Consider the following 25070-nt stretch of genomic DNA (forward strand, 5'->3'; position numbering starts at 1 on the left):
ACTTAACTTTACCTAATACCATTAAAGTATGATTACTCTTACAAAAAAGTAAGTTTACTTATAAATAAAACTTGCAAACAAAAGTAAGTTTACTTATATTTTATCCCATAACATAAATAGCGCTTGGAATATGAGGGAGAAATTATGAGACAAATATCGCTAGTAACATTACTTAAAAAGCATCAAACAACATCAATCGAACAACAAACTAATACGTCACCTATTGTAAGTATTGATAACACCGAAGCTTATTTCATCCGTCTAATGGCACACCAAAGAAACCAAATAACTGGTTTACAAAATAATAATCGAGTGGCTATTACCAAAGTCTAGAAAATACAACAAAACACCAACCAAAGCACAAAGGTACAGAGCATGTTTAACGACTATATAAAAATTAACAAAGCAGACACGAGTGGTTTTTTAACTAACTTCATAAATGCATACAATGCTGATTTAATCGTAGCAGAGCAAAACGAAGATAAAATAGAGTTACTTGAAGCCAAACTAGCACAAAGCTATACCGAGTTTGATGAACAAAAAACAATAAATGCCGATTTAACAAGCACTTTAGCGGAAACAAAATCAAAGCTCGTAGATTATGAACAGAATGCCTTAGAAGCGCAGAAAAAAGCACATCAACATCATGCAACACAACGAGAACTGCTATTAAGTAAACAGCAAATATCCAGCCTACAAAAAGAACTTTCCACTTTAAAAAGTGGGGAAAACCCTAAACGCTTACGTGAACAAATTAAACGTATTAAAGAAAAAAGTACCAGTGATAAAAAACGCCTTTCAGTACAAGAAGGTGCATTAAAAGAAGCCCGTAGAGCCATTGCACAAGCAACTAACCTATTGCACACAAAAGATGAAATGATTCGTCTATTAAATAAACAACTCGCTCACAATACTGGTTCAGGCCTATATCACAATGGAGAACATCATTTAATTATTTGGCCTGAGAAAACCATTGTAGAGCGCCCAGATGGTGAACAATTTGAAGCCCGATCTTTACTTTACATGCATCAAAGTGGGCGAGCAGCACTTATTCATTTTGATCCTTACGATGGGGAAGCATACCTATCTAAATCACCTAGAGCTGGATTAAGACCGAGCCCAGAAACAAAGGAGTTTGCTAAAAATTGGTTATATACGGTTAATAGCCTTCAAGGTGGAGTAGTGAAAGACAAAGATATGATGGCGGTGAATTATAACGACGATGTAAAAACCAAAGACAGTTGCTTAATTTTAGAGGGTTAACTAATGAAACTTAGCTTTGAATTACTCATTTCCTTGCTTGCTTATTGCAGTATCGAAAAAAGCATAAAAAGCATTGAGCAGCACTTTCAATGGGAGCATAACGCCAAACAAACCAAATCAGTACTCACATATGCAATAAAACAGGAGTTGCTTATTCAAACACCAAATCAAGTTAAGAATGGTAATAAATGTCCTTCTATGTGGGTGACTAACCCTAAACTAACCAAAGCAACCTTCAAAAGAATTAATTATGTCTAATAAAGAAATTTTTAGCCAATGGCAACCAGCACGAACAGCACCGAAAGATGAGGTATTTATTGCTATTTTTGAGTGCTCCTCACTCCCGGTTCTATGCACCTGGAATGAACCAGAATCTCAATGGATATTCTCGGTTGTTCAAGTGAACTTATATCAAGGTAAATGGAATGACACATTTTTCGATACCGAATACGAAACAGCAGGTGCATTAATCGCCTGGATGCCATTACCTACAGTTAATGAGAGAAAAAAATGAAGCTGTTTACTGTGGTTTGGATACCGGACAGCCAACCAACACCAACAACGACAAAAGAAGTATTAAATATTGGCGGTAGAATCATTGACCAAAACCTAACTAAACAAAGCGCAGTCGAAATAGAGCGATGTTTAAAAGTAAATGGTGAAGGTTTAGATGGCGATTACATAACAATAGCCATCTAACTTTATTAAGAAGAATCAATAATATGAGCATAGAGTGTCATTGTGACGGCGAAGTTAAATATGACGCAGATGGCTGTGGCCATGAATGGTTAGACTGCTTAAAGTGCACCCGTCACTTAGAGACATACCAAAGCAGCGATATATTTAATGATTGGCGACAACTTATAGCTACCGAGAAAGAGGAAGTGAAGAACATGAAAAAAAGTATTGAAACAATCGATTTTGGAAACTCAAAAATACCTGTTTGGATTATAAGCAATGGTCAAAAAATGATGTTCGATAGACCCGCTTACATTGATGAGGATGGTGGTTCACCATTAAGTCAAATGCGTGATGATGAATGTATTGTTTCACCAGGAGCAATTTATAGAGTAACTAACGAGTAGGTGCTAACGATGATGAATTGGCATATTAGAAAGTTTTATAGATATCAACATTTCATGGCAAAAAGATACAACAGGCCATTAGCCCAGCTTGTTTGGTCTACAGCTTACAACCAAGAATTTAAAACTGAAGGAGTTAATCATGCAAGCACAACAAACTAACCTATCCCCCATTACTATGCCTGACATTAATATGTTACTTGAAGTAATGCAGGACCTTCATAAAAAAGTCGAAAAGCTTGAAAGAAATGGTGGATATCAAGGATGGATGACCATTAAACAAGCGGCTTCTTTAGTTGGAATAAGCCGTGATGCATTAGCACAACGTATTGTTAATGAACATTATCCTGAGCATGTTGTATGGCGACAAAAAAGCAAAGGCTGCGCCATTATGATCAACCTGAAAGAACTCAATAAGATTTTTTAAAGCTTAATGCGACTGATTTTCTAAACAGATATTAACAACGAAAACTGACTTCATGAATAAACGACTAGAAACAAAAATAAAAAACACTAAAGGTGTATCAGTTCACAATGGTTCGCTTCGGTTACAGTTTAGGCTACCGGGTGCACAAACATCTATTAGAAAAACATTAGGTTTAGTACCTACCGATCATAATCTGAATGTGGCGAATAATCGCCTTGGTGCAATTAAAACAGATATTGCATCAGGCCTTTATGACATTAACCCTAAACAGTTTTGGCGAAAACATTTTCCAACAGATACAAGCAACCTTTCTCATTATACAACAGTTGGTGATTACATTGATTACTATAAACAACTGCGTGAGGGAGAATTATCTTTCAGTATTCAGTCTAAAATGAAATCACTTAAAACATGGTTAACAAAACATAAGCTGATTAATAAAGAAGTGATTAGTTTAAGCCATTTAGAAATAGAGTCTGCTATCAAAAATAGTTTAAAAACGTTAAAGCAATCTACAGTGGATGATTACACAATATTATTTAAGCGCATTATTCAAGAAGCAGTGAATGACGGTTCGATAACAATCAGTCCTTTTTCACGTGTTCGACGTATTAAATCAGATGAAATGTACAACGTAAAAGAACAAACAATACCGTTTACACAAGGCGAGCTGAAACGCTTACTTGCAGTTGTTCACGTAGAACAAACAAAAGAGATGATTCAGTTTTTAGCATGGACAGGCATGAGACCAGGTGAAATGAAAGCGCTTGCCTGGGAAGACATTGATTTGAAAGAAGGGATTGCTCATGTTAAATACAACATCAACCGTCAGGGGCAATTAAAGCCTCCAAAAACCAAATCAGGTATAAGAAAAATAGAGTTATTACCGCTGGCCTTAGATGTTTTAAAACGTCAACGTAGTCAAACTTATTTAATACCGCCTCTAATTGAAACAGTGCATTATAAGCTAGGTAAAACTCAACAAGTAATTAGAAGGCGTGTATTTTTAAGTAGAGAAAACAAACCATTCAAACGCCCTGAATTATCTACAGTCCCTAAACAATGGGCAGATTGGCTTCGACAAGCAAAACTGATTCATAGAGAGCCATATCAACTAAGGCATACATTTGCTAGTCAAATGTTAATGATAGGAGCAGATCCGATTTGGCTGGCAAAACAATTAGGGCATACTGATTGGGGGATGATTAGAAAGATATATGGAAAGTGGATCCCAAATGAACGACCAGAATATAGAAATGAATTGGCAGAAAAATTAGGTCAGCTTAAAGAAGCAGAAAAAAAGCAATCAACTCAAAACTCCAATAAATAAAAGAGATGATGTTCAGATACTAATAATAAATAAAGGGCCTAAATGGCCCTTTATTTATTTGAAGAGAGATAAGAGTAAAAAACACATAGTATTGACCCCTACCTGACCCCATTCAACTAAACAAAACATAACGTGCTGTTTTGAAAAGGCAAAAGGCCTAGAATGGCATTTTGAAGCCTGGTGGTAGATCCATACCGCCGGTTAGACCACTCATTTTACTTTTGTTAACTTCTTCTACACGACGAACAGCATCATTCATTGCAGCAGCGACAAGATCTTCAAGCATCTCTTTGTCATCTTCCAATAGGCTTGGATCGATTTCTACTTTGCGTACGTTGTGGTTACCTAATAGGGTAATTTTAACTAGGCCAGCACCCGACTCACCTACCACTTCTGTGTTTGCGATTTCAGCTTGTGCTTTTTGCATGTTTTCTTGCATCTCTTGGGCTTTCTTCATTAAGTCGCCCATTCCGCCTTTATTAAACATATTTTCTCTCTTTATAATTAGTGAAGGTTTACCATGCCGATTATAACGGCACGACACTATTTTCATAGACCTTTGCAGAATAATCTCCTACCAAAGTCTGTATTATTGGATCGTTTTTAATCGATGATTTTGCGTTGTCGAGATATTGAGCAAATACTATTTTCTCTAATTGAACAGGAGTATGTTGTCCTTCGACTTCTCCCTGCTCGATACTCACAGTATATTGTGCTCCATAGTATTCTCGTATCTTTGCTTTCAAGTCTTCACATAAACTCTGATTATTAAGTAAATGTGCTTGTGCACTTTCTAATAACAAGAGGATATGTTGTTGTTGCGTTTGCATCACACAACTTTTCGCTAATAATTTTTCAAAACCAACCAGTTGCATCGCTTTAATATCTAAAAACCAAGGGTCTGTCATTTTATCTTCAACGTAACCAGCTACATCAATCTCTTCTACGGCCATATTAGGCTCGTTGATTAATGTAACCTCAGTCGCCATACTTTTGCTTGTACCCAATGCAGAAATATCATCAGCACCGATAGGTTTGGTTACTGGTGTTTTTGGTGCTACCTGTTTCGCGATTTCTGCTGGTGCTGACACTTGCTGATCACGGGCCATTGCAGCCTGCGTTGCAGGAGAAGTATCAGTTACTGAATGTGCATTCGGCAGCTCTGCTTCTTGCGGCTGATAATTATCAGTTTGGTATTCAGTAAAGTAGTCTTGTCCGCTAGGCTGATATTGTTCGTAAGCTTGACTGCTTGATTGCTCGTTATAAGAATCTAAAGGAGGTAATTCCTGTTGATTTGATTCACTTTGCTCAGTTCGATTTGGCTTTTGTGCAACTATTTCCGGTTCAATCGCTGTTTCAACTGGAGCAGGTGTTGGTTTCGCTTTTGGAGTAGCTACTGAACTTTGTGATGCGACATACTGGTCCTGTGATCGAGCTTTAGGTTGTTCAGCTGTCGCTTCAGTCTTTTTTAGCGCTTCTCGCTTCATTCTATGGCTACGTAACATGTTACGAGAGTTATTGGTTGCCGCTAAATCAAAGCTAGATGTTTCAGGCTGAGGCTCTGGCGCAGTTGGTTGTACCTCAACCGCAGGCTGCGCCATGCGAGCCATTTCCGCAACTTGTTCATGAGTAGGCTCTGCTTGAGCAACTTGCTCAGTCACAGTCTCTGGTTGCACTGCTTGTGCTGGAATTTGTACTGGTGAAGATTCAGTTGAAGCTTCTGCTCTATGCTGTTGATTCACATTAGGTGTTGCTTGTGGCTCAGGCTGTGGGACTGACTGTTGCGGTTCAGCAGACACTTCAGGCTGCACAGATACATGATTAGCAGGTGCGACACTTTCAGGTGTATTTACTGTTGGTTCTTTTGCTTGAACACTTGGAGTCGGTAATACAGGTTGCTGTGCAACTATTGGATCTGCAGTAATCGGCTCTACTTGCTCTGCTTTGGTCATCATTGACTCGTCAACATCCACGTAATTAGCAGGTTTAAAGGCTAATAAACGCATCACCGTCATTTCTAAAGCTATTTTACCATTTGGCGCATAGGCATAATCTTTAAAGCCTTGTACTGCAATTTGATAAAATAGTTGAACTTCTTCAGGTGTTAATCGCTCCGCTAACAATTGAACAGTCGTTTTTTCAGTGACATTGGCATTGAGCTGTAACTGCATTAACGCTATTTGATGGCACAGACTAGCTAACTCTTGATGCAACGCAGAAAAGTCAGCACCTAATCGTACAAACTCTTGAATTTTTTCAAACACTTTTGGGCTGTTACCCGATGCAATATAGTGCAACAAGTAATGTAAATGTGATTGGTCAATAGTGCCTAACATTTTAAGCACTGCAGCATATTCTAAATGCCCTGCACCAAACGCGAGGGCTTGATCCGTAAGGCTTAATGCATCACGCATACTGCCATCAGCGGCTTTGGCGATAACACGTAAAGCAGGCTGTTCAAAAGTTGCTTTTTCGTGAGTTAAAATAGCCGATAATTGCTGTTCTATCTGCTCTGGTAAAATCGCTTTTAAATGAAATTGTAAACAACGCGATAAAACAGTGATGGGTAGTTTCTGAGGATCTGTGGTCGCTAGTAGAAACTTCACATACTCTGGTGGCTCTTCTAAGGTTTTTAACAGAGCGTTAAAACTGTGCTTAGACAGCATGTGTACTTCATCGATTAAATAAACCTTATAGCGCCCTTGCGCTGGTTTATATTGCACGTTGTCTAGTAGCTCACGTGTATCGTCTACTTTGGTACGTGACGCCGCATCAATTTCTAACAAGTCTACAAACCGACCTTGATCGATATCTTGACAGTTCGCACATACGCCACAAGGTGTTGCAGTTACACCCGTTTCGCAATTAAGACTTTTAGCCAAAATACGAGCGATGGTGGTTTTACCCACACCACGTGTGCCACTGAACAAATATGCGTGATGTACACGATCTTGTGTTAACCCATTTTCTAATGCGGTTAACACGTGTGGTTGACCGATCACTTCTTTAAAGGTTTGTGGTCGCCATTTTCTTGCTAGAACTTGATAGCTCACTGATTATTCACCTGCGTATTCAATCAAAGAAAAAACAGGTACAGATAAAGCAGTTAATTTATCGCTACCTTTTAAGTCAGGTAGCTCAATAACGAAAGCAGCTTCCACTACTTCACCACCAAGACGTTTAATTAACTTAACAGATGCTTCAGCTGTACCGCCCGTTGCTAATAGGTCATCCATTAACAATACTTTTTCACCCGGCTTGATGGCATCTTTATGAAGTTGTAACGTGTCATCACCGTATTCTAATTCATAGCTTTCTTGTATTGTTTCACGCGGTAACTTGTTAGGTTTACGTACAGGGACAAAGCCAGCACCTAACACTGCAGCCAAAGGAGCACCGAATATGAAACCTCGAGCTTCAGTACCAACAATTTTATCAATTTTTTGGCCTTCATAACGAGCCTTAAATAGCTCGATGGTTGCAGCAAAAGCTTCACCGTTTTCGATTAAACTAGTTACATCACGAAAGATAATACCTGGGATTGGATAATCTTCGATACTTTTAATGCTATTTTTAATTAATGCTATTGGTTGCATGAGCTTCTTTACTTTCCTGTCTATATTAATTGTATAAGGTTAAATAGTTGCTTGCAGGAGTGCAAGGTGTCTTGTCATAAACTGGCAAAGTATTTTGATATTTGACTAAAAAGTCTACGAAAGTGCCAAAAGGTGTAAATAAGTAACATAAAATAACCTCTTTTATTATGATTTTTACTATTCATATTCTCACTCTTTTTTATCTTCATTTTACGAAATGAAGCGCATGGTGTTTATTTTGCTTATATTAAGCGAGTAGGTATAATCCGCGCTCTTTATTTAGCTGAATTAACCGAGAACTTAAATGCATATAACGCTTGCTCCAATGGAAGGTGTAATGGACTTTCACATGCGCCAATTCTTAACAGACATTGGTGGCATAGATCGATGTGTAACTGAGTTTGTTCGGGTGGTTGAGTTACCTTTACCTTCTCGTGTTTTTTATCGCTTATGTCCGGAATTAAGAAATGCGAGTCGCACAGAGTTTGGCACACCAGTACGAGTACAATTATTAGGTCAGCATCCTGAGTGTTTAGCTGAAAATGCATTACGCGCCATAAAGCTTGGTTCTGAAGGTATTGATTTAAATTTTGGCTGTCCCGCTAAAACTGTAAATAAAAGTCGTGGTGGTGCAGTTTTGTTAAAAGACCCTGAAGCATTACACCGAATTGTAAAGGCAGTAAGAGATAATGTACCAAGTGAACATGTGGTAAGCGCCAAAATTCGATTAGGTTATGATGATAAAAGTTTAGCTATTGAAAATGCTCAGGCGATTGCCGAAGCTGGCGCCACTGAATTAGCCGTTCATGCCCGTACTAAAGAGGAAGGTTATAAACCACCAGCGCATTGGCACTGGATTAAGAAAATCAAGCAAGCAATTGATATCCCGGTTATTGCTAATGGTGACATATTCAATGTCGAAGATGCCCAAAAATGCATGGAAATGAGTGGTTGTGATCATTTAATGATTGGACGAGGTTCACTCGCTGTTCCCAATTTAGCTAATGCGTTAAAAGGTATTGAAGCACCTTATTCATGGCAGCAAAATCTTGCTGTCATGGAACAATATTTTCAATGGTTACGCCAAATTGAAGATAAAGAGAAGTTTATGCCAAGCCGCATTAAACAATGGCTAATGTTTATGAAGCTACAGCATGTCGAAGCAGACACTTTTTTACAATCAGTGAGAGCTATCCGCAACCCAGATGATATGTTGTTAGCACTTCAAAAAGCACAAAAATAAAAACTTAAAAGCAAAAATCCATCAGTAATACAAAATAAACATGTTTTTTATAATGAGTTGTATAATTTGAGCATAAGTTTGCAACATTTAAGTATAAAAACACTACTCCTCTTTGTAATTTTGACTTTTCTGTCTTATGATATAAACACCTAAAAAGTATTAGAAATCAGTTGTATTTTACTTTGTGCTGCTCCCCCTTATTTTGTCTTTTAGACTGATTTTATGTTACTTAGACTGTTGATATATATGGAAATACAATGGGAATACTATGTCTACACCTGTTTTAATATGTGACGATTCGGCCTTAGCCCGAAAACAAATAGCACTGTCATTACCCAAAGATTGGGATATATCAATACACTTCGCCAACAATGGCCTAGAAGGTGTTGAAAGTATTAGACAGCATAAAGGTGACGTCGTTTTTCTTGACCTTAATATGCCAGTAATGAGCGGTTATGAAGTATTAGAAACCATTAAACGTGAAGATTTACCTGCCATTGTCATTGTCATTTCTGGTGATGTTCAGTCTGAAGCCTATAAACGTGTACGTGAATTAGGCGCGATTGATTTCATTGAAAAACCAATTAATAACGAAAAGTTAACAAGTCTGTTAGAGCAATATGGAATTTACAAACCAGGCGGTTATAACTCACGTTCAGCACCAGAAATTACAGAGCGAATTGAACTGCGTGATGCATTACAAGAAGTCTCTAATATCGCAATGGGGCATGCCGGTGATTTGTTAGGTCGTTTATTAGATGTGTTTATTTTATTACCCGTTCCCAATGTGAATACGCTCGAAGGCAGTGAGCTACACATGACGCTGAGCCACATTGCGCAGTATGAAAAGGTTTCTGCGGTAAGCCAAGGCTTTATTGGTTCTGGGATTAATGGTGAAGCTATTATCATATTTCATGATGCGAGCTTTAGTGACATGGCTAAATTATTGCAATACGAAGATTTAGAAAGTAACCATTTAGAAATTGAAGTAATGAATGACATTGCTAATATTTTGATTGGTGCATTTTTAAATGGTTTAGCGGAACAATTGAGTATTCCTTTCAGTCAAGGCCAACCTAATGTATTAGGTCAACATGCAAAAATTGAAGATATCATCAAAAACCAGCAAGAATGCTGGCAAAAAATGCTCACAATTGAAGTGAATTATCGTATTCAAGATCACGATATCAAATGTGATTTGTTACTTTTATTCACAGAAGATTCCATTCCAGTTATTCAAACTCAACTAGGATACTTACTAGACTAATGACTACCAATATAGATTTGAAAGACATTCATTGGCTGATTGATATGGTCCATAATATCGATGTAGGTCTGGTGATTATTGAGAAAGATTATACCGTTAAAGTCTGGAATGGGTTTATGGAAAATCATTCGGGTTTACTAGCGGCACACATGATCGATAAAAAAATTACCGATGTGTTTACCAGCATTCCAAAAACTTGGTTGCAGCAAAAAATTAATAGTGTTTGTTTGTTAAAAAACAAAGCATTTACTACTTGGGAACAACGTCCTTACCTTTTTAAATTTAAAAGCTATCGCCCTATTACCACTAATGCTGAGTTCATGTATCAAAACGTGACCTTTTTACCTTTGGCTGACTTCCAAGGGCAAATTACACAAATTTGTATGATTGTTTATGATGTAACCGATATCGCCTTAACCAAACAGGCATTTCAAGAAGCAAACTCCCAGTTAAAATACTTGAGCCATACTGATAGCTTAACTCAACTCAATAATCAGGGCCACTGGCGTAATTTGTGTGAAAATGAGTTTATCAATAGTAAGAACTCAGCTAATCCGACATCGATGATTATTTTTGATATCGATCATTTCAAAAAAGTGAATGATACCTATGGCCATCCTTTCGGTGATGAAGTACTGAAAGGGATAGCTGAAGCAGTCCGTCAAAAAAGTAAGAAACAAGATGTTATTGGTCGAGTAGGCGGTGAAGAGTTCGCTCTACTGTTACTCGATACCAATTTAAAACAAGCTAAATTAGTAGCGGAACGTTTACGAGAAGCCATAGAAGCTATCCATTTTGAATATCAAAATCAACAAGTAAAAGTTACTGCTAGCTTTGGCGTTGCACAGATTACGGATAACATTCCTAACTTTGAGTCTTGGATAGAAAGAGCTGATCTAGGCTTATATATAGCTAAAAATAATGGCCGAAATCAAGTTGGTGTCAGTGATCATTAATCCAGTTATTAATACCTCCTCTTCACCCCAGTTTTAACCTAAGGCGTCATTTAATATGAGATGATGCGTTAGGTTAAAATTAAATGCCCTTTATAGCCTCAAAAGTCAATTTTCCTCACACACAACTAAAAAATACGTATTTCATTTAGGTTGCACTGTCAACATATAAAAGTATTAAATGAGAACTTAATTTGCCTTTTAAATAACTTTGTTTAGAATACGAAACTAAATTTATACCTAATTCGTATTAAAAACTGGTAATTACATTAAAATACCAATAATTATTATTAGAGTGAGCAATGACACAAGTATCACCAAGGATAGTCTTATCCGATCGACCCACTTCAATTCAATATGCTTTGCTAGCAAAACGCTTAATGCATTGGAAAAACGCAGAATATGCATTGCGTCGTTGCCAATTATTTAAATTATTAAGCTTTAGCATTATCACACTTTCTCTAACTGCTATTACTTTTAATGCTCTAACACCTCAAACTTTACCTGGGTTGATGTTTATCACTTTATTTGTTTTATTAATCATCTCTGTTGTTACTTTGATGTGGGTGACACCTCTAACAAACTTGAGCTTAACTCACCGAAATGAGCTATCTAAAAAGTTCTATGAAGAAGATTTTAATGTTGAGTTTTCTGATTCAAAAATTTTATTAATTAATCGATGTAATTCGCGAATTTATTGCCAAATGGAACGATAATAGAATGGCAACTAAGAAGAGCACTTCACCTCTATTGCAACGTTTAAAATCAACAATGCCTAAGTTGACATTAAAATTATTAACTTTGGTGACTTTATTTCTTCTGATTGCACTTGCCAGTATTCCGTTACATGCAGCTAGTCAACTCGCCCTGTCCATGGGTGTTATCGTATTTGTATACACCGCATCTTCTGAAGCAATCCAACACAGTAAAAAAAGAGAGTTATTTCGCCTATTTGCAATTATTATTGGTTGCTTATTATCGCTTCGTTATTTAATTTGGCGTGGTGTGAATACATTAGAATCCGACGATATCTTCTCATTTATTGCTATGCTCATGTTATTTATGGCTGAAATATATTCAGGCATTATTCACCTGTTAGGCTGCTTCGTTAATATTTTTCCTTTAAATCGCCCAAGACAAAGCATCAAACAATTTAAAACTGAACAAATACCAACGGTTGATTTAGTTATCCCAAGCTATAATGAGTCAGAAGATCTATTAGAGGTAACAATCCGAGCAGCAATGATGCTCGACTATCCAACAGAAAAACTAAAAATCCATCTGTTAGATGATGGAGGAACCGACCAAAAAGTCTTTCAAGAAAATGCTGTTGCTGGCCAGCAAGCTTTAACCCGACGTAAAACACTACAGGCTCTATGCCAATCCTTGGGCGCTGAATACCATACCCGAGAGAAAAATGAACATGCTAAAGCCGGTAATATCAACAGCGCCTTATTAAATATGAATGGTGAATTAGTCGTTATTTTAGATGCTGATCACGTACCGACGACTGACTTTTTAGATCGCACCGCACCTTGGATGATTAAGGATGAAAAGGTATTTTTAGTACAATCTCCGCACTTTATGGATAACCCAGATCCTATTGAACGCAACTATTTTTCTGCTTTTACAAGAATGCCATCTGAAAATGATATGTTTTATAACACCATTCAAAAAGGATTAGATTTTTGGTCTGCCTCTTTCTTTTGTGGTTCAGCGGCGGTGCTCAGAAGGCGCCACCTTGATCTGGTAGGTGGTATTGCCGGTGACTCTATTACAGAAGATGCTGAAACAGCGTTAGAACTTCATGCTTTAGGTTATAAATCCGTTTATGTAGAAAAACCGATGATCAGTGGTTTAGCAACAGAAAGTTTTTCATCATTTATTCAACAACGAGAACGTTGGGCACAAGGAATGGCGCAAATTCTGATCCTGAAAAAACCATTCTTAAATTCAGGATTAAGTTGGTATCAAAAATGTGGTTACATGAGCTCTATCCTGTTTTGGTTTTTCCCCTTTGCGCGTTTAGTCTTTTTACTTTCTCCATTAGGTTATTTATTGTTTGGACTAGAACTGATCCATGCCACATTTACGGAAATTCTCATCTATACCGTCCCTCATATCATCGTTAGTTTTCGGCTCTCTCATGTTTTATTTGGTAAAAACCGTTGGCCTTTAGTCTCTGAATTATATGAAATTTTACAATGTACCTTTTTATTCAGAGCATTAATAACGGTGATTAAAAATCCTAATGATCCAAGTTTTTTAGTCACACCAAAAGGAGAAGATCAAAGTAAGACCTATATTTCATCGCTAGCTAACTCTTTTTATTGGTTATTAGCAATGTTATTTATCGGTAATTTAGGGGCTATTTATCACTTTTATAATACGCCAGAATCTTGGGAGCTCACCTTCGTTGTATTCGCTTGGAATGCTTTTAACTTTATTTTATGTGTCAGTTTATTAGATGTATTGATTGAAAAAAAACAAGTACGTAAAGCATCCAGACTACCAGCTTACGACGAGGTACAAATAGTTATTTCAGAACAGCAGACTTGGCAAGGTAACTTGCGCAATTTATCGCGAACGGGAGCTAACTTAACCTTGAAGTTTGAACAGGCACTACCTGAAGAAATCTGTTTAATTGGCTACTCAAATGCGCTCAATAAACGAGTAAAAATAGCTTGTCAGGTGATGTATCAAAATAAAGAAAGCAATGAAGTCAGATTGCAGTTTTTAACTCGAAATGATCAAGAAAAAAATAATGTTATTGCTTATACACTTTGCGATAGCGAGCGTTGGGATAGTTTTCAAAAACGTAGAACAAGACCTATATCATACTTTTACGGGCTCAAGCATGTGGTCAGCGTCAGTATGAAACCTTTATTTTTGCATATTTATATGAAATTAAAACAGAGAAGCTAATGTTAATTTTAAAATCGATTCAACCTCAAATTAAATTATTAACGCTATTGTTTATTGCGTTTTTTAGTCTGCAAACACATGCTAAAACATCGAACGAGTTTCGTTTGAGTGAATTTTATGGAGGCAATTCATTGCTTAGGCTCAATGGTGAAAGACCTGTTCAAGATTTAGGTATTACTTTGTCTCCTTTATTAGCGGTGAGCTCGGCAACACTACACTTAAAAGCCACCTCTTCGATTACGATGTTACAAGAACGCTCCACCTTAAATGTGCGCTTCAATAATGTGACTATCGGGCAAATAGCCCTTAACCCTAATAAGCCTAACTTAAAGGCTGATATAACAATCCCTAGTGAATTATGGCGTCCACAATTCAATACATTAACCTTTGCCGCTAGCCAATATGTTGATCGTTGCCAAGATACTAATGCGCCAGACTTATGGAGTGAAATCAATTTATATGATTCGTATATTACCTTCGATACAACTAAAGTTATTGATCAATTAAATTTACAAAAATTATCTGACTTTTTTAACCCAGGTATTGGCGGGCAACATCAAACTCAGATTTTCACATTAGATGATAATCAAGCAAACTCTGTTATCAAAAAATTTGCTATCTCAACCGTTACTCAAGCACTTGCATTAAGAACACAATACCAATCCCTAAATATTGATTACCAAAACATTAATAGTAATGACGTAGCTTTGAATCAACTGGGCTCACAGATATCTGAATCAGAATACCGAAGAAGTAGCTGGTATATTACTGGGAAACAAAATAATGATATTCATGTACTCGTGGGGAATAAAACAGCATTACAACAGGCTTTATCAGAAAAGACCCTAAAGGAAATTAATGGGCCTTATCTAAAAATAGAAAGAACTCCTGCAATTACCGTTGGTAATGGTGAATTAGTAGCACCACAAATTCGTTTAATTGTATCAGGACTTTCTGAACAAGATGTTGTTCGAGCGGCTACTACGTTAGCTTATATGGATGACCGACTAAACCCAGATCAAGCCATTAATGTGGACTCCACCGTTAACAATGCGTTTAATCCACAACAACAAGTGACATTACTTCCAGGCAAAAAATACATACTTTCTGAATTAGGGGTGAATGGCATTAGCTTTAATGGTCCAGGTTTGTTCACCAAAAAAGTCGATATTAGACTACCCGCTGATTTTTATGCAGGAGAAACAGACACTGTAAAATTAGCTTTGGATTTTAGTTACGGTGCTGGCTATGAAGATGGCTCGACGTTCAATATCACCGTGAATAATAAAGTCATTCATGGTCTAAAACTAGATAGCAAAGATGGTGATTTTTACCATAATTACGAACTTTCTATTCCAGCTAGGTTATTTGAAGGCGGAAAGAATGAGCTCGCGTTCACTGTTAATCAAAATTCAATACAGTTGATTGGTGAATGTCGAAGTGTAAACGGCGATTATTTACATTTCCAATTGGATACTGATTCTGTAATTGAGATTCCCACAGTTGCCCACCTAGCGAGACAGCCTGATCTTAAATTAATGGCACAAACGGGCTACCCTTTTGCTCAATATCAGACACAAAATGATACAGGTATTTATATTACACAAGAGTCAATGCGATCAGCTGCATTAACCATGGCTGGTAAAATTGCTCAATCATCGGGTAATTTAATTCCTAATCTATACGTTGAAATGGGGATTTCTGAAACGCTAACTGATACAGCGATGGTGCTAGCGACTCCAGATGATTTGACCGCTGAGTTGTATGGTGATTTAACGACAGCAATCACCGATAGTAAAAGGTGGCCATATCGTTTACAAAATAAACTATATAATCGTATAACCGCTAAGAATAACTCTAATCTACAACCAAACACTGCTGCGGGCTTTACTACTCAGCAAAGTACTCTAGGTGATTTTTCATTATTGCTTGCAGCTAAAAACCCAATTTCTACTAGCACAGGTACCTTATTTATTGTTGCAGCCGAGACACCTGAACTGCTGAACGAGCGTGTAGAAGAGCTTGTTCAAGGTTCATTGTGGAGTCAATTAGGTGGAGACTTCTTTGCTTGGAGTGACGCGAATTCTCCTTTAATTGTAATGCAAGTATCTAGCGCTTACATGCTAGGTAAAGCTGACTCATGGACTGCTTTAGGTGCATGGGGAACTCAACACCCTTGGTATTTATTATTGATTATAGTTTCGGTTGTATTTATGTTTATGGTGTTAACTTGGTTACTGTTGAAATTACGTCATCAAAAAATTAAGGAAGATTGGAAAGAATGAAAAACATCAAGTATGTCGTAATATTAATTGTCATTACTATATTAGCTTGGAATCAATGGAATGAAGTTGAGTTGACGCCATTTCAAAAAAACTGGGCCACTTATAAAACACAGTTTATCGATGCTGGTCGTGTCATCGACACTGGTAATCAAGATATATCGCATAGTGAAGGACAAGGTTATGGCTTATTGTTTGCTGTTTTTGCTGATGATAAAAAACAATTTAAAAAAATATGGAAATGGACTCAGCAAACTTTACAACGAGATGATCAACTATTTAGTTGGCAATACACGCCTTCAAAAAACGGAAAATGCGATAAAGCATGTATTACTGATCCTAATAATGCAACCGATGGTGATATCCTAATTGCTTGGGCGTTACTAGAGGCACATAAAAAATGGGGGACTCAAGCTTATCTAAAGCAAGCTAATGCCATATTAACCCCCATTAAAACTAAATTGGTTATAAATAGTTTTGGATATCAACTTATTTTACCTGGTGAAATTGGCTTTAAGCAGCCTAATGGCAGTATTCAAGTTAATTTATCCTATTGGGTATTTCCTGCACTTAACTTATTTTCTGAAGTTACCAATGATCCAATTTGGGATGAGCTCTATCAATCAGGCCTTACTTTAATGGAAATCGCACGTTTTACTGATTGGCAGCTACCTTCTGATTGGGCGATTATTTCTGAGAATGGAATCACCTTGGATGGTGCATTATCTAGCGATTATGGATATAACGCATGTAGATTACCCATTTATTTAATGTTGGCCGAAGATAAAAATAAAACACTAATTGATCCTTTTATCGCATTCTGGTCACAAGAAATGGTTCCCGCCACGATCAATCTGGAGACTGGGGAGTTTGCTGAGTATGGTTATAATAGCGGCATGCAGGCAATTGCAAAAGCAACTCAATCGATTGTTAACCGACAAGCTACGGCTTTACCTGAGATAGACGATACAACAGATTATTATTCAGCAAGCCTTATTTTGTTATCGCAACTTGCCCTGTTAAAAAGTGATTTGATATTATGAAGTTAAAAAATGTAATGGTAGTCACTACTCTATGTGTTGGTGGTCAGCTTACTTATGCAGAACAAATTGCAGTCCAGTACAGCGCTCAAAGCATTAACGTACAGAGTACTAACGATGCCCAAAAACCGTTAAATGATACTCAAACCGATGTCGATACCACTCCTATCTGGTATTACATCAATAATCAATTTACTGAGCAAGCACAACAAGAATATGCGAACCTTAAGCGAGTATTTCCTAATTGGGAACCTGAAACAGCACTCATCAATGCGATAGACAACCTTTCTAAACCGATTAAGTTGAATAATCAAATAGCCAGTCAACCCTCAACTAATCAAGTTACAGAAGAACAAGCTAAAGACCCGAAAGCAATCATCATCAATTTTGTAAATATTGCTAAAAAAGGGCCAAATTATTGGCAAAAAATGCCCCAAACACATTATCAACTTGCATCAACCCTTGCTTTCAAAGACAAAACATTGAGCAACAATACGCTAATGGCTTGGGTTTCTGTTTACAGGGGGAATTACAAAACAGCACTTGACCATATAAAAATGGTAGAAAAGACGAATTTAAATAACCCTAGTGCTAATAACGTAAAATCCAAAGCGATTACAGCTTTAGTTTCCGAAGCAGTAAAACAGCAAGATAAAGCCAGTCTTTTTGCGCTGATAAAGCAATATCCTGACCAACCAATTAACGACATGATTGATTCTCATGCCTGGCAAGCAGTTGATCAAAAGATATATGCAACAGCATTAGATTGGTTTGAATTTACTGAAAATTATGATGCGCAATTAGTTGTTTTAGAGAAACAAGGTCGTCAAACAGAAGCAACTCGCTTAGCCTGTAATAATCCAACTCAAACGTCATTAATTGACTACTGCGTTAATGCATTATCGGTGATCCAACTTGACCAATACAATCAACAACAATATCAATCTAGTTTAGTTGCTGCAGCGAAAATACAAGAATATAAAGCATTGAATGATGATCAACTTGCTTTATACGCATGGTCTCAATATAACTTAAATAATCAACCTGAAAGCCTTTCAGCATTTTCAACTTTAATTTCAAATCAGCCTGATAATAGTGATTATGCCAAAATATTAATGACCCTATTAGCTGATGACCAGAAACAACTGGATCAACTGGCAATACAATCACCTGCAATGGCTGCTGAATTAAAAAAACGTGAGATGCAAATCGCGTGGTCACGCAAGCAATTTGATCACTTCAATAACCTTGAAGATCAACAAAAAACTGAAGAGCAACTGACTTTAGAAGCTGGCCTTGATTGGCGCAAACAAAGTAGTGAAGATGAAGTAGCCAACTTACAAAGCCTCAATTACTATTTAGGTTTTATAAAGTTTTGGAATAATTACCGCTATGGTATGCGTGTTAATTATGAGATGGTAAATAGCGATACATCTAATGTCGGCGATGATTTTTGGCAGGAAACATTGACCTCTTCTTTATCTGGGGATAATGAGGCAGTTGAAACTGGTATTAGTGGATTTATAAAACGTCAAAGCAGACGCTTGAATACTTTTGCTGAAGTTGAATATACACAAGCAGACGGTGATTTAGCCTCTAGTTTATCGGCCAAATTATCCGCCGTATGGTTTAACTCTCCCTCTCTAATAACCGCAGCAACTTTATACCGAGAAAGAGTTGATGACAGTTTTCTTAGCTTGATGGGGCTTTATGGGTCTGAAACTGAAAGGTGGGGAGCGGTGAACGAAACAGGATTACGCGCTCTAGCTTCCTATACCTTTTTACCAAAGTGGTCGGTGACACCAGAACTAAATATAGCTCAGCTAACCGGTGAAAGTGTTCAAGATAATACTAAGTTAGCATTGAATTTAGGTTTTACTAGAGATCTAACAGCACTATATTCAGATAAGCTTGATTACCTAAGAGTTGGCCCTACCCTTAATTGGATGAGTTACGATAAAAATTTAAATTATTACACAGAAGGAAATGGCGGTTATTTCAGTCCTGAAAATTATATTAGTTTAGGTGGAAGAGCTGAATTACTAACACTAGAAGATATTGATTGGCAAATTCGTAGTCAGTTAAGCTTGGGATATTACTGGGTAACACCAGGTAGTATTGAACAATTCCCTTATGCGTCAACTTCTAGCACAATCAGCCAAGATAATGACAGCGGTATCGGCAGTCAATTTCTTATTGAAGGACAATGGCTACTCTCACCACATTGGGAAATTGCAGGTTTAATTAGCTCGAATTATGCAGCTGATTATAATGAAACAAATATAAACCTGAATATAAGATGGAATTTTGTTGAAAAAACAGGGTTAACTAGTGATGGACTGATCTCGTCTTCTCCTTACATCGAAAATTATGCTTGGCATTAGTAATTTATCTAGATCCGACTGACACATTGCTAGTCATATTAATGAATAAGAGTGCGTTGAATCTTTTAAATAGTTTTTAGTTGCCAGGTTGATTTTTGGGGCAGCGAATGATTTTCGTTTTCCTTTTGATTACTTTCCTCTACACAGACAAAAACAGCGCTAAGAAGCGCTGTTTTTAATTGTTAATTTATTAAGCTAGGTGAATTATAAACCTAATTTAGCCAACTCTTTTTCTACTACAGATACTGGTAGTGGAATATAACCATCTTTATCTACGATGTTTTGACCTTCTTGAGATAACATTAATTTAATGAACTCAGCTTGCAGTGGAGATAATGGCTTGTTTGGGTGCTTGTTTACATAAACGTATAAGAAACGAGATAGCGGGTATTTACCACTAATCGCATTTTCAGTTGTTGCTGCTATGTAATCAGTGCCTTTCTTAGAAAGTGGTACTGCTTTAACACCGGCAACTTTGTAACCAATACCTGAATAACCAATAGAGTTTAGTGAAGATGCAACTGACTGAACTACAGATGCAGAACCTGGTTGCTCATTTACAGAACTCTTGAAGTCACCTTTACAAAGTGCTTTAGATTTAAAGTAACCGTAAGTACCAGATACTGAGTTACGACCAAATAATTGGATATCTTTCTCTGCCCAATTTCCACCTAAACCAACATCAGACCAACGTGTAGCATTTTTGTCTGCGCCACATTTTTGAGTTGAAGAGAAGATTGCATCAACGTCGCTGATTTTTAGACCTTCAATTGGGTTATCTTTGTTTACGAATACAGCTAGTGCATCGATTGCAACACGAACAGCTGTTGGCTTGTAACCGTAATGTTTTTCAAATGCTTCAATTTCTTTAGACTTCATTTGACGACTCATTGGGCCGAATTGTGAAGTACCTTCAGTTAGTGCAGGTGGCGCTGTTGAAGAACCAGCTGCTTGAACTTGAATGTTGATGTTTGGGTATTGACGCTTAAATTCTTCTGCCCAGAAAGTCATCATGTTTGCTAATGTATCGGAACCAACAGATGAAAGATTACCTGAAATACCGCTTACTTTTGTGTAAGAGTGTAATTCGTGATCTGCTGCAATAGCAGTTGTTGACATTAATGACGCAGTACCTAAAGTAACCGCTGCGGCTAACATTTTAAGTTTCATTCAAAACTCCATTTTCTACTAAGTTAATTTATACGATTTGTATTTTATTATCTATTTAACAAAATATTCATTACGCTTCGTAGCGATGCTGCTTAATATGAAGGTTTAATATGACACTTTCATTACATGTGAATTATTTTATTCACAAAAAACAAAAAGGTTTATCACTATTCAGCAATAAACCTTTTTTATCAATCATTTATATGATTATTTAATTTTACACTTTCTTATTATAAACACGACGAACAAGTGCTAACGGTAAAACAAGTAGCCATAACCATAAGCTTGCCGCACCACTTCGAGATGAATCAGAGTCTGAATCTGATAATGTTTCAGAATCCCAACAGTTCGGACTATCATCGGGTTCCATTGTCGTACTAGGTGTTAATTTCACCATGATCGCTGTTGCGTTAATACTGCTGTTATAGTCGCTATCACTGTCATATTGGAAACCTTCAGCTAATACCACACCGTCATCATTGATCGCAGTTGCACTTTCTAAACGAATTAATGGGTGAGTAACTACACCATCATCATCTTCAGTACACAGTAAGTCATCAATAAACCAGCTATCACCTGACGTGTTGTCGTATAGAAATGCACTTTGTGTACGAGGACTACCGCCAACTACAGGATCAGTTTGATCGTACGCATCTGCGCTACCCACAATTAAACCATTTTCATTCATATCATAACCGTAGCTATTTGCACCACGATACGAAGCGCTATCACCTGCTAGGCGTTGTTTAGTTGATAATACTTTAGTGTCTTCTAAAGGAATGCTAATGCTGTCATCGTCGATATCATAAATGAACATCTCAATTGGGTAGTTCACGTTTTTAGTTGAGCCATACTGGCGATTCCCCATCACTACGTTGTCATCGGTAATACTTTCAGCCCATGAATTGTAATAGGTAGTATCGTCATTTTTATCATAGTCACCATTTGAATCAGATTCATCCGTCGCATCAACAATAACAGTTGGTGTATCGTAAGTTCCTTCGTCATCAGGTGTCATGATGATTGCACGTTGGCGGCCACCTTCATCACTATCTGATAGTTCATAAGTTGACACACCTACTGCAATACCAGAGCTATTGATATCAAATGCCGCAGCACTGTATGTAGCATCACTACCATCACGAGTAGTATTATCATCTAACCATTCAGTTGCTAATGCAAAACCTTCAATTTCAGTTGCACTACTGTCATATTCCCAAGCCCATGCTTGTGTATCAAAACCTGGACAGTTCACTAAATAGTTCAAATCATCTAAATCGTCTTCATCACCTTCGTTGTAACAAAGATCAAAATAATCACTATCGCCACCTGCTAATGATTTACTTGCATTACCAACGATCAGCGTTTTTGTATCACCATTGTCATACGTCACATCACGCATACGATAAGCACTACTAAAACCACCTTCATCATCATCAAATGCAGTTGGTATCAATGAAATTGTTGCGTAGCTAGTACTTGGGTCGACCACAAATGCACGACGTACATAGTCACGCTCACCGTCTGTATATGGGCCTGAGCCATATCCAACAGCAAAGCTGCCTTCATCAGAATCAACAACGTCTGTGATTTTGACATCAGTATCGTCATCAAAACCTTCAATTTTGACATTATTGGTTGCCGCAATAAAGTAACTGACCGGATCGGTTTCGTTATTGTCTATTTCAGCACTTGTTGTACGCCAAGCTTGATAACCATTTTCATAGCTAGCGTCGGTAGAATCTTCACTACCGTAGTAGATTAATTCACAGACCTCATCATCATAGAAACATTCTTGGTTAAAAGTAAAAGGCAGACCAATATCGACATTTTGATCAAGATCCGCCTTTAAAGCATATACACCCACTGTATCGCCTGCTTCAGTAATCGCAGATGGAAAAGGCCCATAATTACTGCCCGTTGTGTCTGGAGACAAAATCTCATATTCATAATAAGAAGAAGTCGCAGCCCAAGCACTACTAGTAGATAGTAATGCAATAACCGAAATAGCTTTGCTGTAATTCATGTTAAAATTATTCTCCGTTTTGTAATTCGTCCAACTCTTCCCAACGGCTAAAAGCATTTTCTAATTTTTCTTCTGTTTCTGCTAATAGTGCTAGGAATTGGTCAGCTTCTTTTTTATCTTTAGTAAAGAATTCAGGGGTGTTAATGGTTTCTTGTAACTCCTCTACTTTCTCTTCCAATTGTTCGACTAATGCAGGCAAGCCATCTAATTCAAGTTGTACTTTGTAAGATAGCTTTTTCTTTTTAGGCGATTTAACCGCTGTTTTTTCAACTTTTGCAGGTGCTGGTTTAGCTTCTTTCGTGGTTTGTTCTGGTGCTTCACTTTGTGCTTTATGACGCACCGCATCACTATAACCACCAACAAATTGTTGAATATTACCATTACCATCAAAGAACCAAGTATGCGTTACTGTGTTGTCAACAAAACTACGGTCATGGCTCACCAATAGCAATGTGCCTTGATAATTTGCTAATAACTCTTCCAATAACTCCAGCGTTTCGACATCAAGATCATTGGTCGGTTCATCGAGAATGAGGAAATTACTTGGTTTTAAGAAAATTTTGGCTAATAACAGACGATTCTTTTCTCCACCAGAGAGCGCTTTAACCGGGGTACGTGCACGATCAGGGTGAAATAAAAAGTCTTGAAGATAACCGAGAACATGGCGTTTGTTACCATTTATTTCAACTTCTTGCTTACCTTCTGCAAGGTTGTCGACTACGGTTTTTTCTGGGTCTAAAGCATCACGATATTGGTCAAAGTAAGCGACTTCTAATTTAGTCCCACACTTAACTGAACCTTGATCGGGTTCAATATCACCCAGTAGTAATTTAAGTAATGTACTTTTACCACAACCATTACGCCCTACTAGCGCAATTTTATCACCACGCATAATGGTCGTATCAAAGTCACGCACAATACGTAGGTCTTCATAGCTGTAAGATAACCCCTCAGTTTCAAAGATTATTTTCCCTGAGCGAGCTGCTTCATCAACCACAATTTTTGCTTTACCCTGTACATTAACACGTTCAGAACGTTCCTGACGTAACGATTTCAATGCACGAACACGTCCCTCATTACGAGTACGTCGAGCTTTAATACCTTGACGTATCCATTTTTCTTCAATGGCTAACTTTCGGTCGAATTCAGCGTTTTGTTCATCTTCTACACGCAAAGCTTCTTCTTTAGCTAACAAGTAAGCTTCATAACCGCCTGGCCATGAACTTAATTTCCCACGGTCGATATCTACAATTCTAGTGGCTAAACGGCGAATAAACTCACGGTCATGACTGATAAAGACAATTGAACCTTGGAAAGACATTAAAAATTGCTCAAGCCACTCGATGGTACCAACATCCAAGTGATTGGTTGGCTCATCTAATAACAATAAATCCGGGTCATTAACTAACGCTTTAGCCAACGCAACTTTACGCAACCAACCACCAGATAATTGATCTAAGGTGATTTCTGGATTAATTGCTAAACGATCCAGTATTTGATTGATTTTAGAATCTAGTTGCCAAGCGTCAAGTTGGTCTATTTGCTCTTGAAAACGTTGCAATTTATTAAGTTGTTTTTCACTACAATCTTCAGCAACAACACTTAATTGTTCATGGTATTGACTTAGTACTTTACCAGCAGTTTCCATACCTGAAGCGACGTAGTCGTAAGCACTCATCACACTAGCAGTTGGTGGATCTTGCTCTAATCGAGCGACCTTGACATCATTGTTGATTAATAATGTTCCGTCATCTAATTGAATACGGCCATCTAGTACTTTTAGTAATGTTGATTTACCTGCACCATTTCGACCAACTAAACAAACTCGCTCGTTTGCTTCAATCACCAAGTTTGATTTATCTAATAATGCTCCGCCACCAAAGGCGAGTTCTGCGTTATGTAATGTTAATAATGCCACGTTAATTCACTCTCTTTAATGTGTCTTTATCTTATACTTACTAGGTTAAATTTTGGTTAACCCTTACTAAGATACAAATTGTTGTATTTATTGAACGTCAAAAGGCCAATCAATGTTGGCCTTTGTATTTAGTCATGTTTCCACTGCATATTTTGCAGGTTATG

22 protein-coding genes are annotated in these 25070 nt (G+C 37.4%); 16 read left to right on the forward strand and 6 right to left on the reverse strand.

Annotated elements, in window-relative coordinates:
* The first annotated feature begins 144 nt into the window (after positions 1-144).
* From V5290_RS00915 to V5290_RS00950, 8 genes are all read left to right on the forward strand, one after another.
* On the forward strand, positions 145-333 hold the full coding sequence (locus V5290_RS00915) for a hypothetical protein (protein ID WP_333380791.1): 189 nt from the start codon (positions 145-147) through the stop codon (positions 331-333).
* A 42-nt stretch (positions 334-375) separates the two neighbouring features.
* Positions 376-1263, forward strand: coding sequence for a hypothetical protein (locus tag V5290_RS00920; RefSeq protein WP_333380793.1), 888 nt, complete (start codon positions 376-378; stop codon positions 1261-1263).
* A gap of 3 nt (positions 1264-1266) precedes the next feature.
* A complete protein-coding gene (locus V5290_RS00925; protein WP_333380796.1) occupies positions 1267-1521 on the forward strand; it encodes a hypothetical protein in 255 nt (84 codons plus the stop codon).
* Complete coding sequence (locus tag V5290_RS00930) at positions 1514-1777, forward strand: hypothetical protein (RefSeq protein WP_333380798.1); 264 nt, start codon at positions 1514-1516, stop codon at positions 1775-1777. Before V5290_RS00925 ends, V5290_RS00930 begins: the two co-directional genes overlap by 8 nt.
* Positions 1774-1962 (forward strand): hypothetical protein, encoded by a 189-nt coding sequence (locus V5290_RS00935; protein WP_333380800.1) that lies wholly within the window; start codon positions 1774-1776, stop codon positions 1960-1962. The genes V5290_RS00930 and V5290_RS00935 overlap by 4 nt, the downstream gene beginning before the upstream one ends.
* A 23-nt stretch (positions 1963-1985) precedes the next feature.
* On the forward strand, positions 1986-2348 hold the full coding sequence (locus V5290_RS00940) for a hypothetical protein (protein WP_333380802.1): 363 nt from the start codon (positions 1986-1988) through the stop codon (positions 2346-2348).
* A gap of 139 nt (positions 2349-2487) precedes the next feature.
* Positions 2488-2772, forward strand: a complete 285-nt coding sequence (locus tag V5290_RS00945) for a hypothetical protein (RefSeq protein ID WP_333380804.1) — start codon at positions 2488-2490, stop codon at positions 2770-2772.
* A gap of 52 nt (positions 2773-2824) precedes the next feature.
* Positions 2825-4102 (forward strand): tyrosine-type recombinase/integrase, encoded by a 1278-nt coding sequence (locus V5290_RS00950; RefSeq protein ID WP_333380806.1) that lies wholly within the window; start codon positions 2825-2827, stop codon positions 4100-4102.
* 157 nt (positions 4103-4259) lie between these two features.
* Here V5290_RS00950 and V5290_RS00955 read toward each other — a convergent pair whose 3' ends face one another.
* Genes V5290_RS00955 through apt form a run of 3 tightly spaced genes read right to left on the reverse strand, consistent with a single transcriptional unit; the run spans position 4260 to position 7698 of the window.
* Entirely contained in the window at positions 4260-4589 is a 330-nt protein-coding gene (locus V5290_RS00955) for a YbaB/EbfC family nucleoid-associated protein (protein ID WP_113818687.1), read from the reverse strand.
* A gap of 40 nt (positions 4590-4629) precedes the next feature.
* Positions 4630-7155: a DNA polymerase III subunit gamma/tau gene (gene dnaX, locus V5290_RS00960; protein WP_333380809.1), complete on the reverse strand. Its 2526-nt coding sequence runs from the start codon at positions 7153-7155 to the stop codon at positions 4630-4632.
* 3 nt (positions 7156-7158) lie between these two features.
* Positions 7159-7698, reverse strand: coding sequence for an adenine phosphoribosyltransferase (gene apt, locus V5290_RS00965; protein ID WP_333380810.1), 540 nt, complete (start codon positions 7696-7698; stop codon positions 7159-7161).
* A 304-nt stretch (positions 7699-8002) separates the two neighbouring features.
* On the opposite strand from apt, the gene V5290_RS00970 reads away from it, so the two are divergent.
* The 8 genes from V5290_RS00970 (at position 8003) to V5290_RS01005 (ending at position 19792) form a co-directional block, all read left to right on the forward strand.
* Positions 8003-8941 (forward strand): tRNA-dihydrouridine synthase, encoded by a 939-nt coding sequence (locus V5290_RS00970; protein WP_333380812.1) that lies wholly within the window; start codon positions 8003-8005, stop codon positions 8939-8941.
* A 268-nt stretch (positions 8942-9209) separates the two neighbouring features.
* A complete protein-coding gene (locus V5290_RS00975; RefSeq protein WP_333380814.1) occupies positions 9210-10208 on the forward strand; it encodes a response regulator in 999 nt (332 codons plus the stop codon).
* Complete coding sequence (locus tag V5290_RS00980) at positions 10208-11164, forward strand: GGDEF domain-containing protein (protein WP_333380816.1); 957 nt, start codon at positions 10208-10210, stop codon at positions 11162-11164. The genes V5290_RS00975 and V5290_RS00980 overlap by 1 nt, the downstream gene beginning before the upstream one ends.
* 299 nt (positions 11165-11463) lie before the next feature.
* Positions 11464-11877, forward strand: coding sequence for a hypothetical protein (locus V5290_RS00985; RefSeq protein WP_333380817.1), 414 nt, complete (start codon positions 11464-11466; stop codon positions 11875-11877).
* A 4-nt stretch (positions 11878-11881) separates the two neighbouring features.
* A complete protein-coding gene (gene bcsA, locus V5290_RS00990; RefSeq protein ID WP_333380819.1) occupies positions 11882-14086 on the forward strand; it encodes a UDP-forming cellulose synthase catalytic subunit in 2205 nt (734 codons plus the stop codon).
* A complete protein-coding gene (locus tag V5290_RS00995) occupies positions 14086-16371 on the forward strand; it encodes a cellulose biosynthesis cyclic di-GMP-binding regulatory protein BcsB (RefSeq protein ID WP_333380821.1) in 2286 nt (761 codons plus the stop codon). The genes bcsA and V5290_RS00995 overlap by 1 nt, the downstream gene beginning before the upstream one ends.
* A complete protein-coding gene (locus V5290_RS01000) occupies positions 16368-17411 on the forward strand; it encodes a glycosyl hydrolase family 8 (RefSeq protein ID WP_333380823.1) in 1044 nt (347 codons plus the stop codon). The genes V5290_RS00995 and V5290_RS01000 overlap by 4 nt, the downstream gene beginning before the upstream one ends.
* A complete protein-coding gene (locus tag V5290_RS01005; RefSeq protein ID WP_333380825.1) occupies positions 17408-19792 on the forward strand; it encodes a cellulose synthase subunit BcsC-related outer membrane protein in 2385 nt (794 codons plus the stop codon). Before V5290_RS01000 ends, V5290_RS01005 begins: the two co-directional genes overlap by 4 nt.
* A 204-nt stretch (positions 19793-19996) precedes the next feature.
* Here the strand turns inward: V5290_RS01005 and V5290_RS01010 are convergent, their stop codons facing one another.
* From V5290_RS01010 to uup, 3 genes are all read right to left on the reverse strand, one after another.
* Entirely contained in the window at positions 19997-20962 is a 966-nt protein-coding gene (locus tag V5290_RS01010; RefSeq protein WP_333380827.1) for a phosphate ABC transporter substrate-binding protein, read from the reverse strand.
* 217 nt (positions 20963-21179) lie between these two features.
* A complete protein-coding gene (locus V5290_RS01015) occupies positions 21180-22988 on the reverse strand; it encodes a DUF3466 family protein (protein ID WP_333380829.1) in 1809 nt (602 codons plus the stop codon).
* A gap of 7 nt (positions 22989-22995) precedes the next feature.
* On the reverse strand, positions 22996-24906 hold the full coding sequence (gene uup / locus V5290_RS01020; RefSeq protein WP_333380830.1) for an ATP-binding cassette ATPase Uup: 1911 nt from the start codon (positions 24904-24906) through the stop codon (positions 22996-22998).
* Positions 24907-25070 lie beyond the last annotated feature (164 nt).

Source organism: Psychromonas arctica (assembly GCF_036697365.1).
Classification (GTDB): domain Bacteria; phylum Pseudomonadota; class Gammaproteobacteria; order Enterobacterales; family Psychromonadaceae; genus Psychromonas; species Psychromonas arctica_A.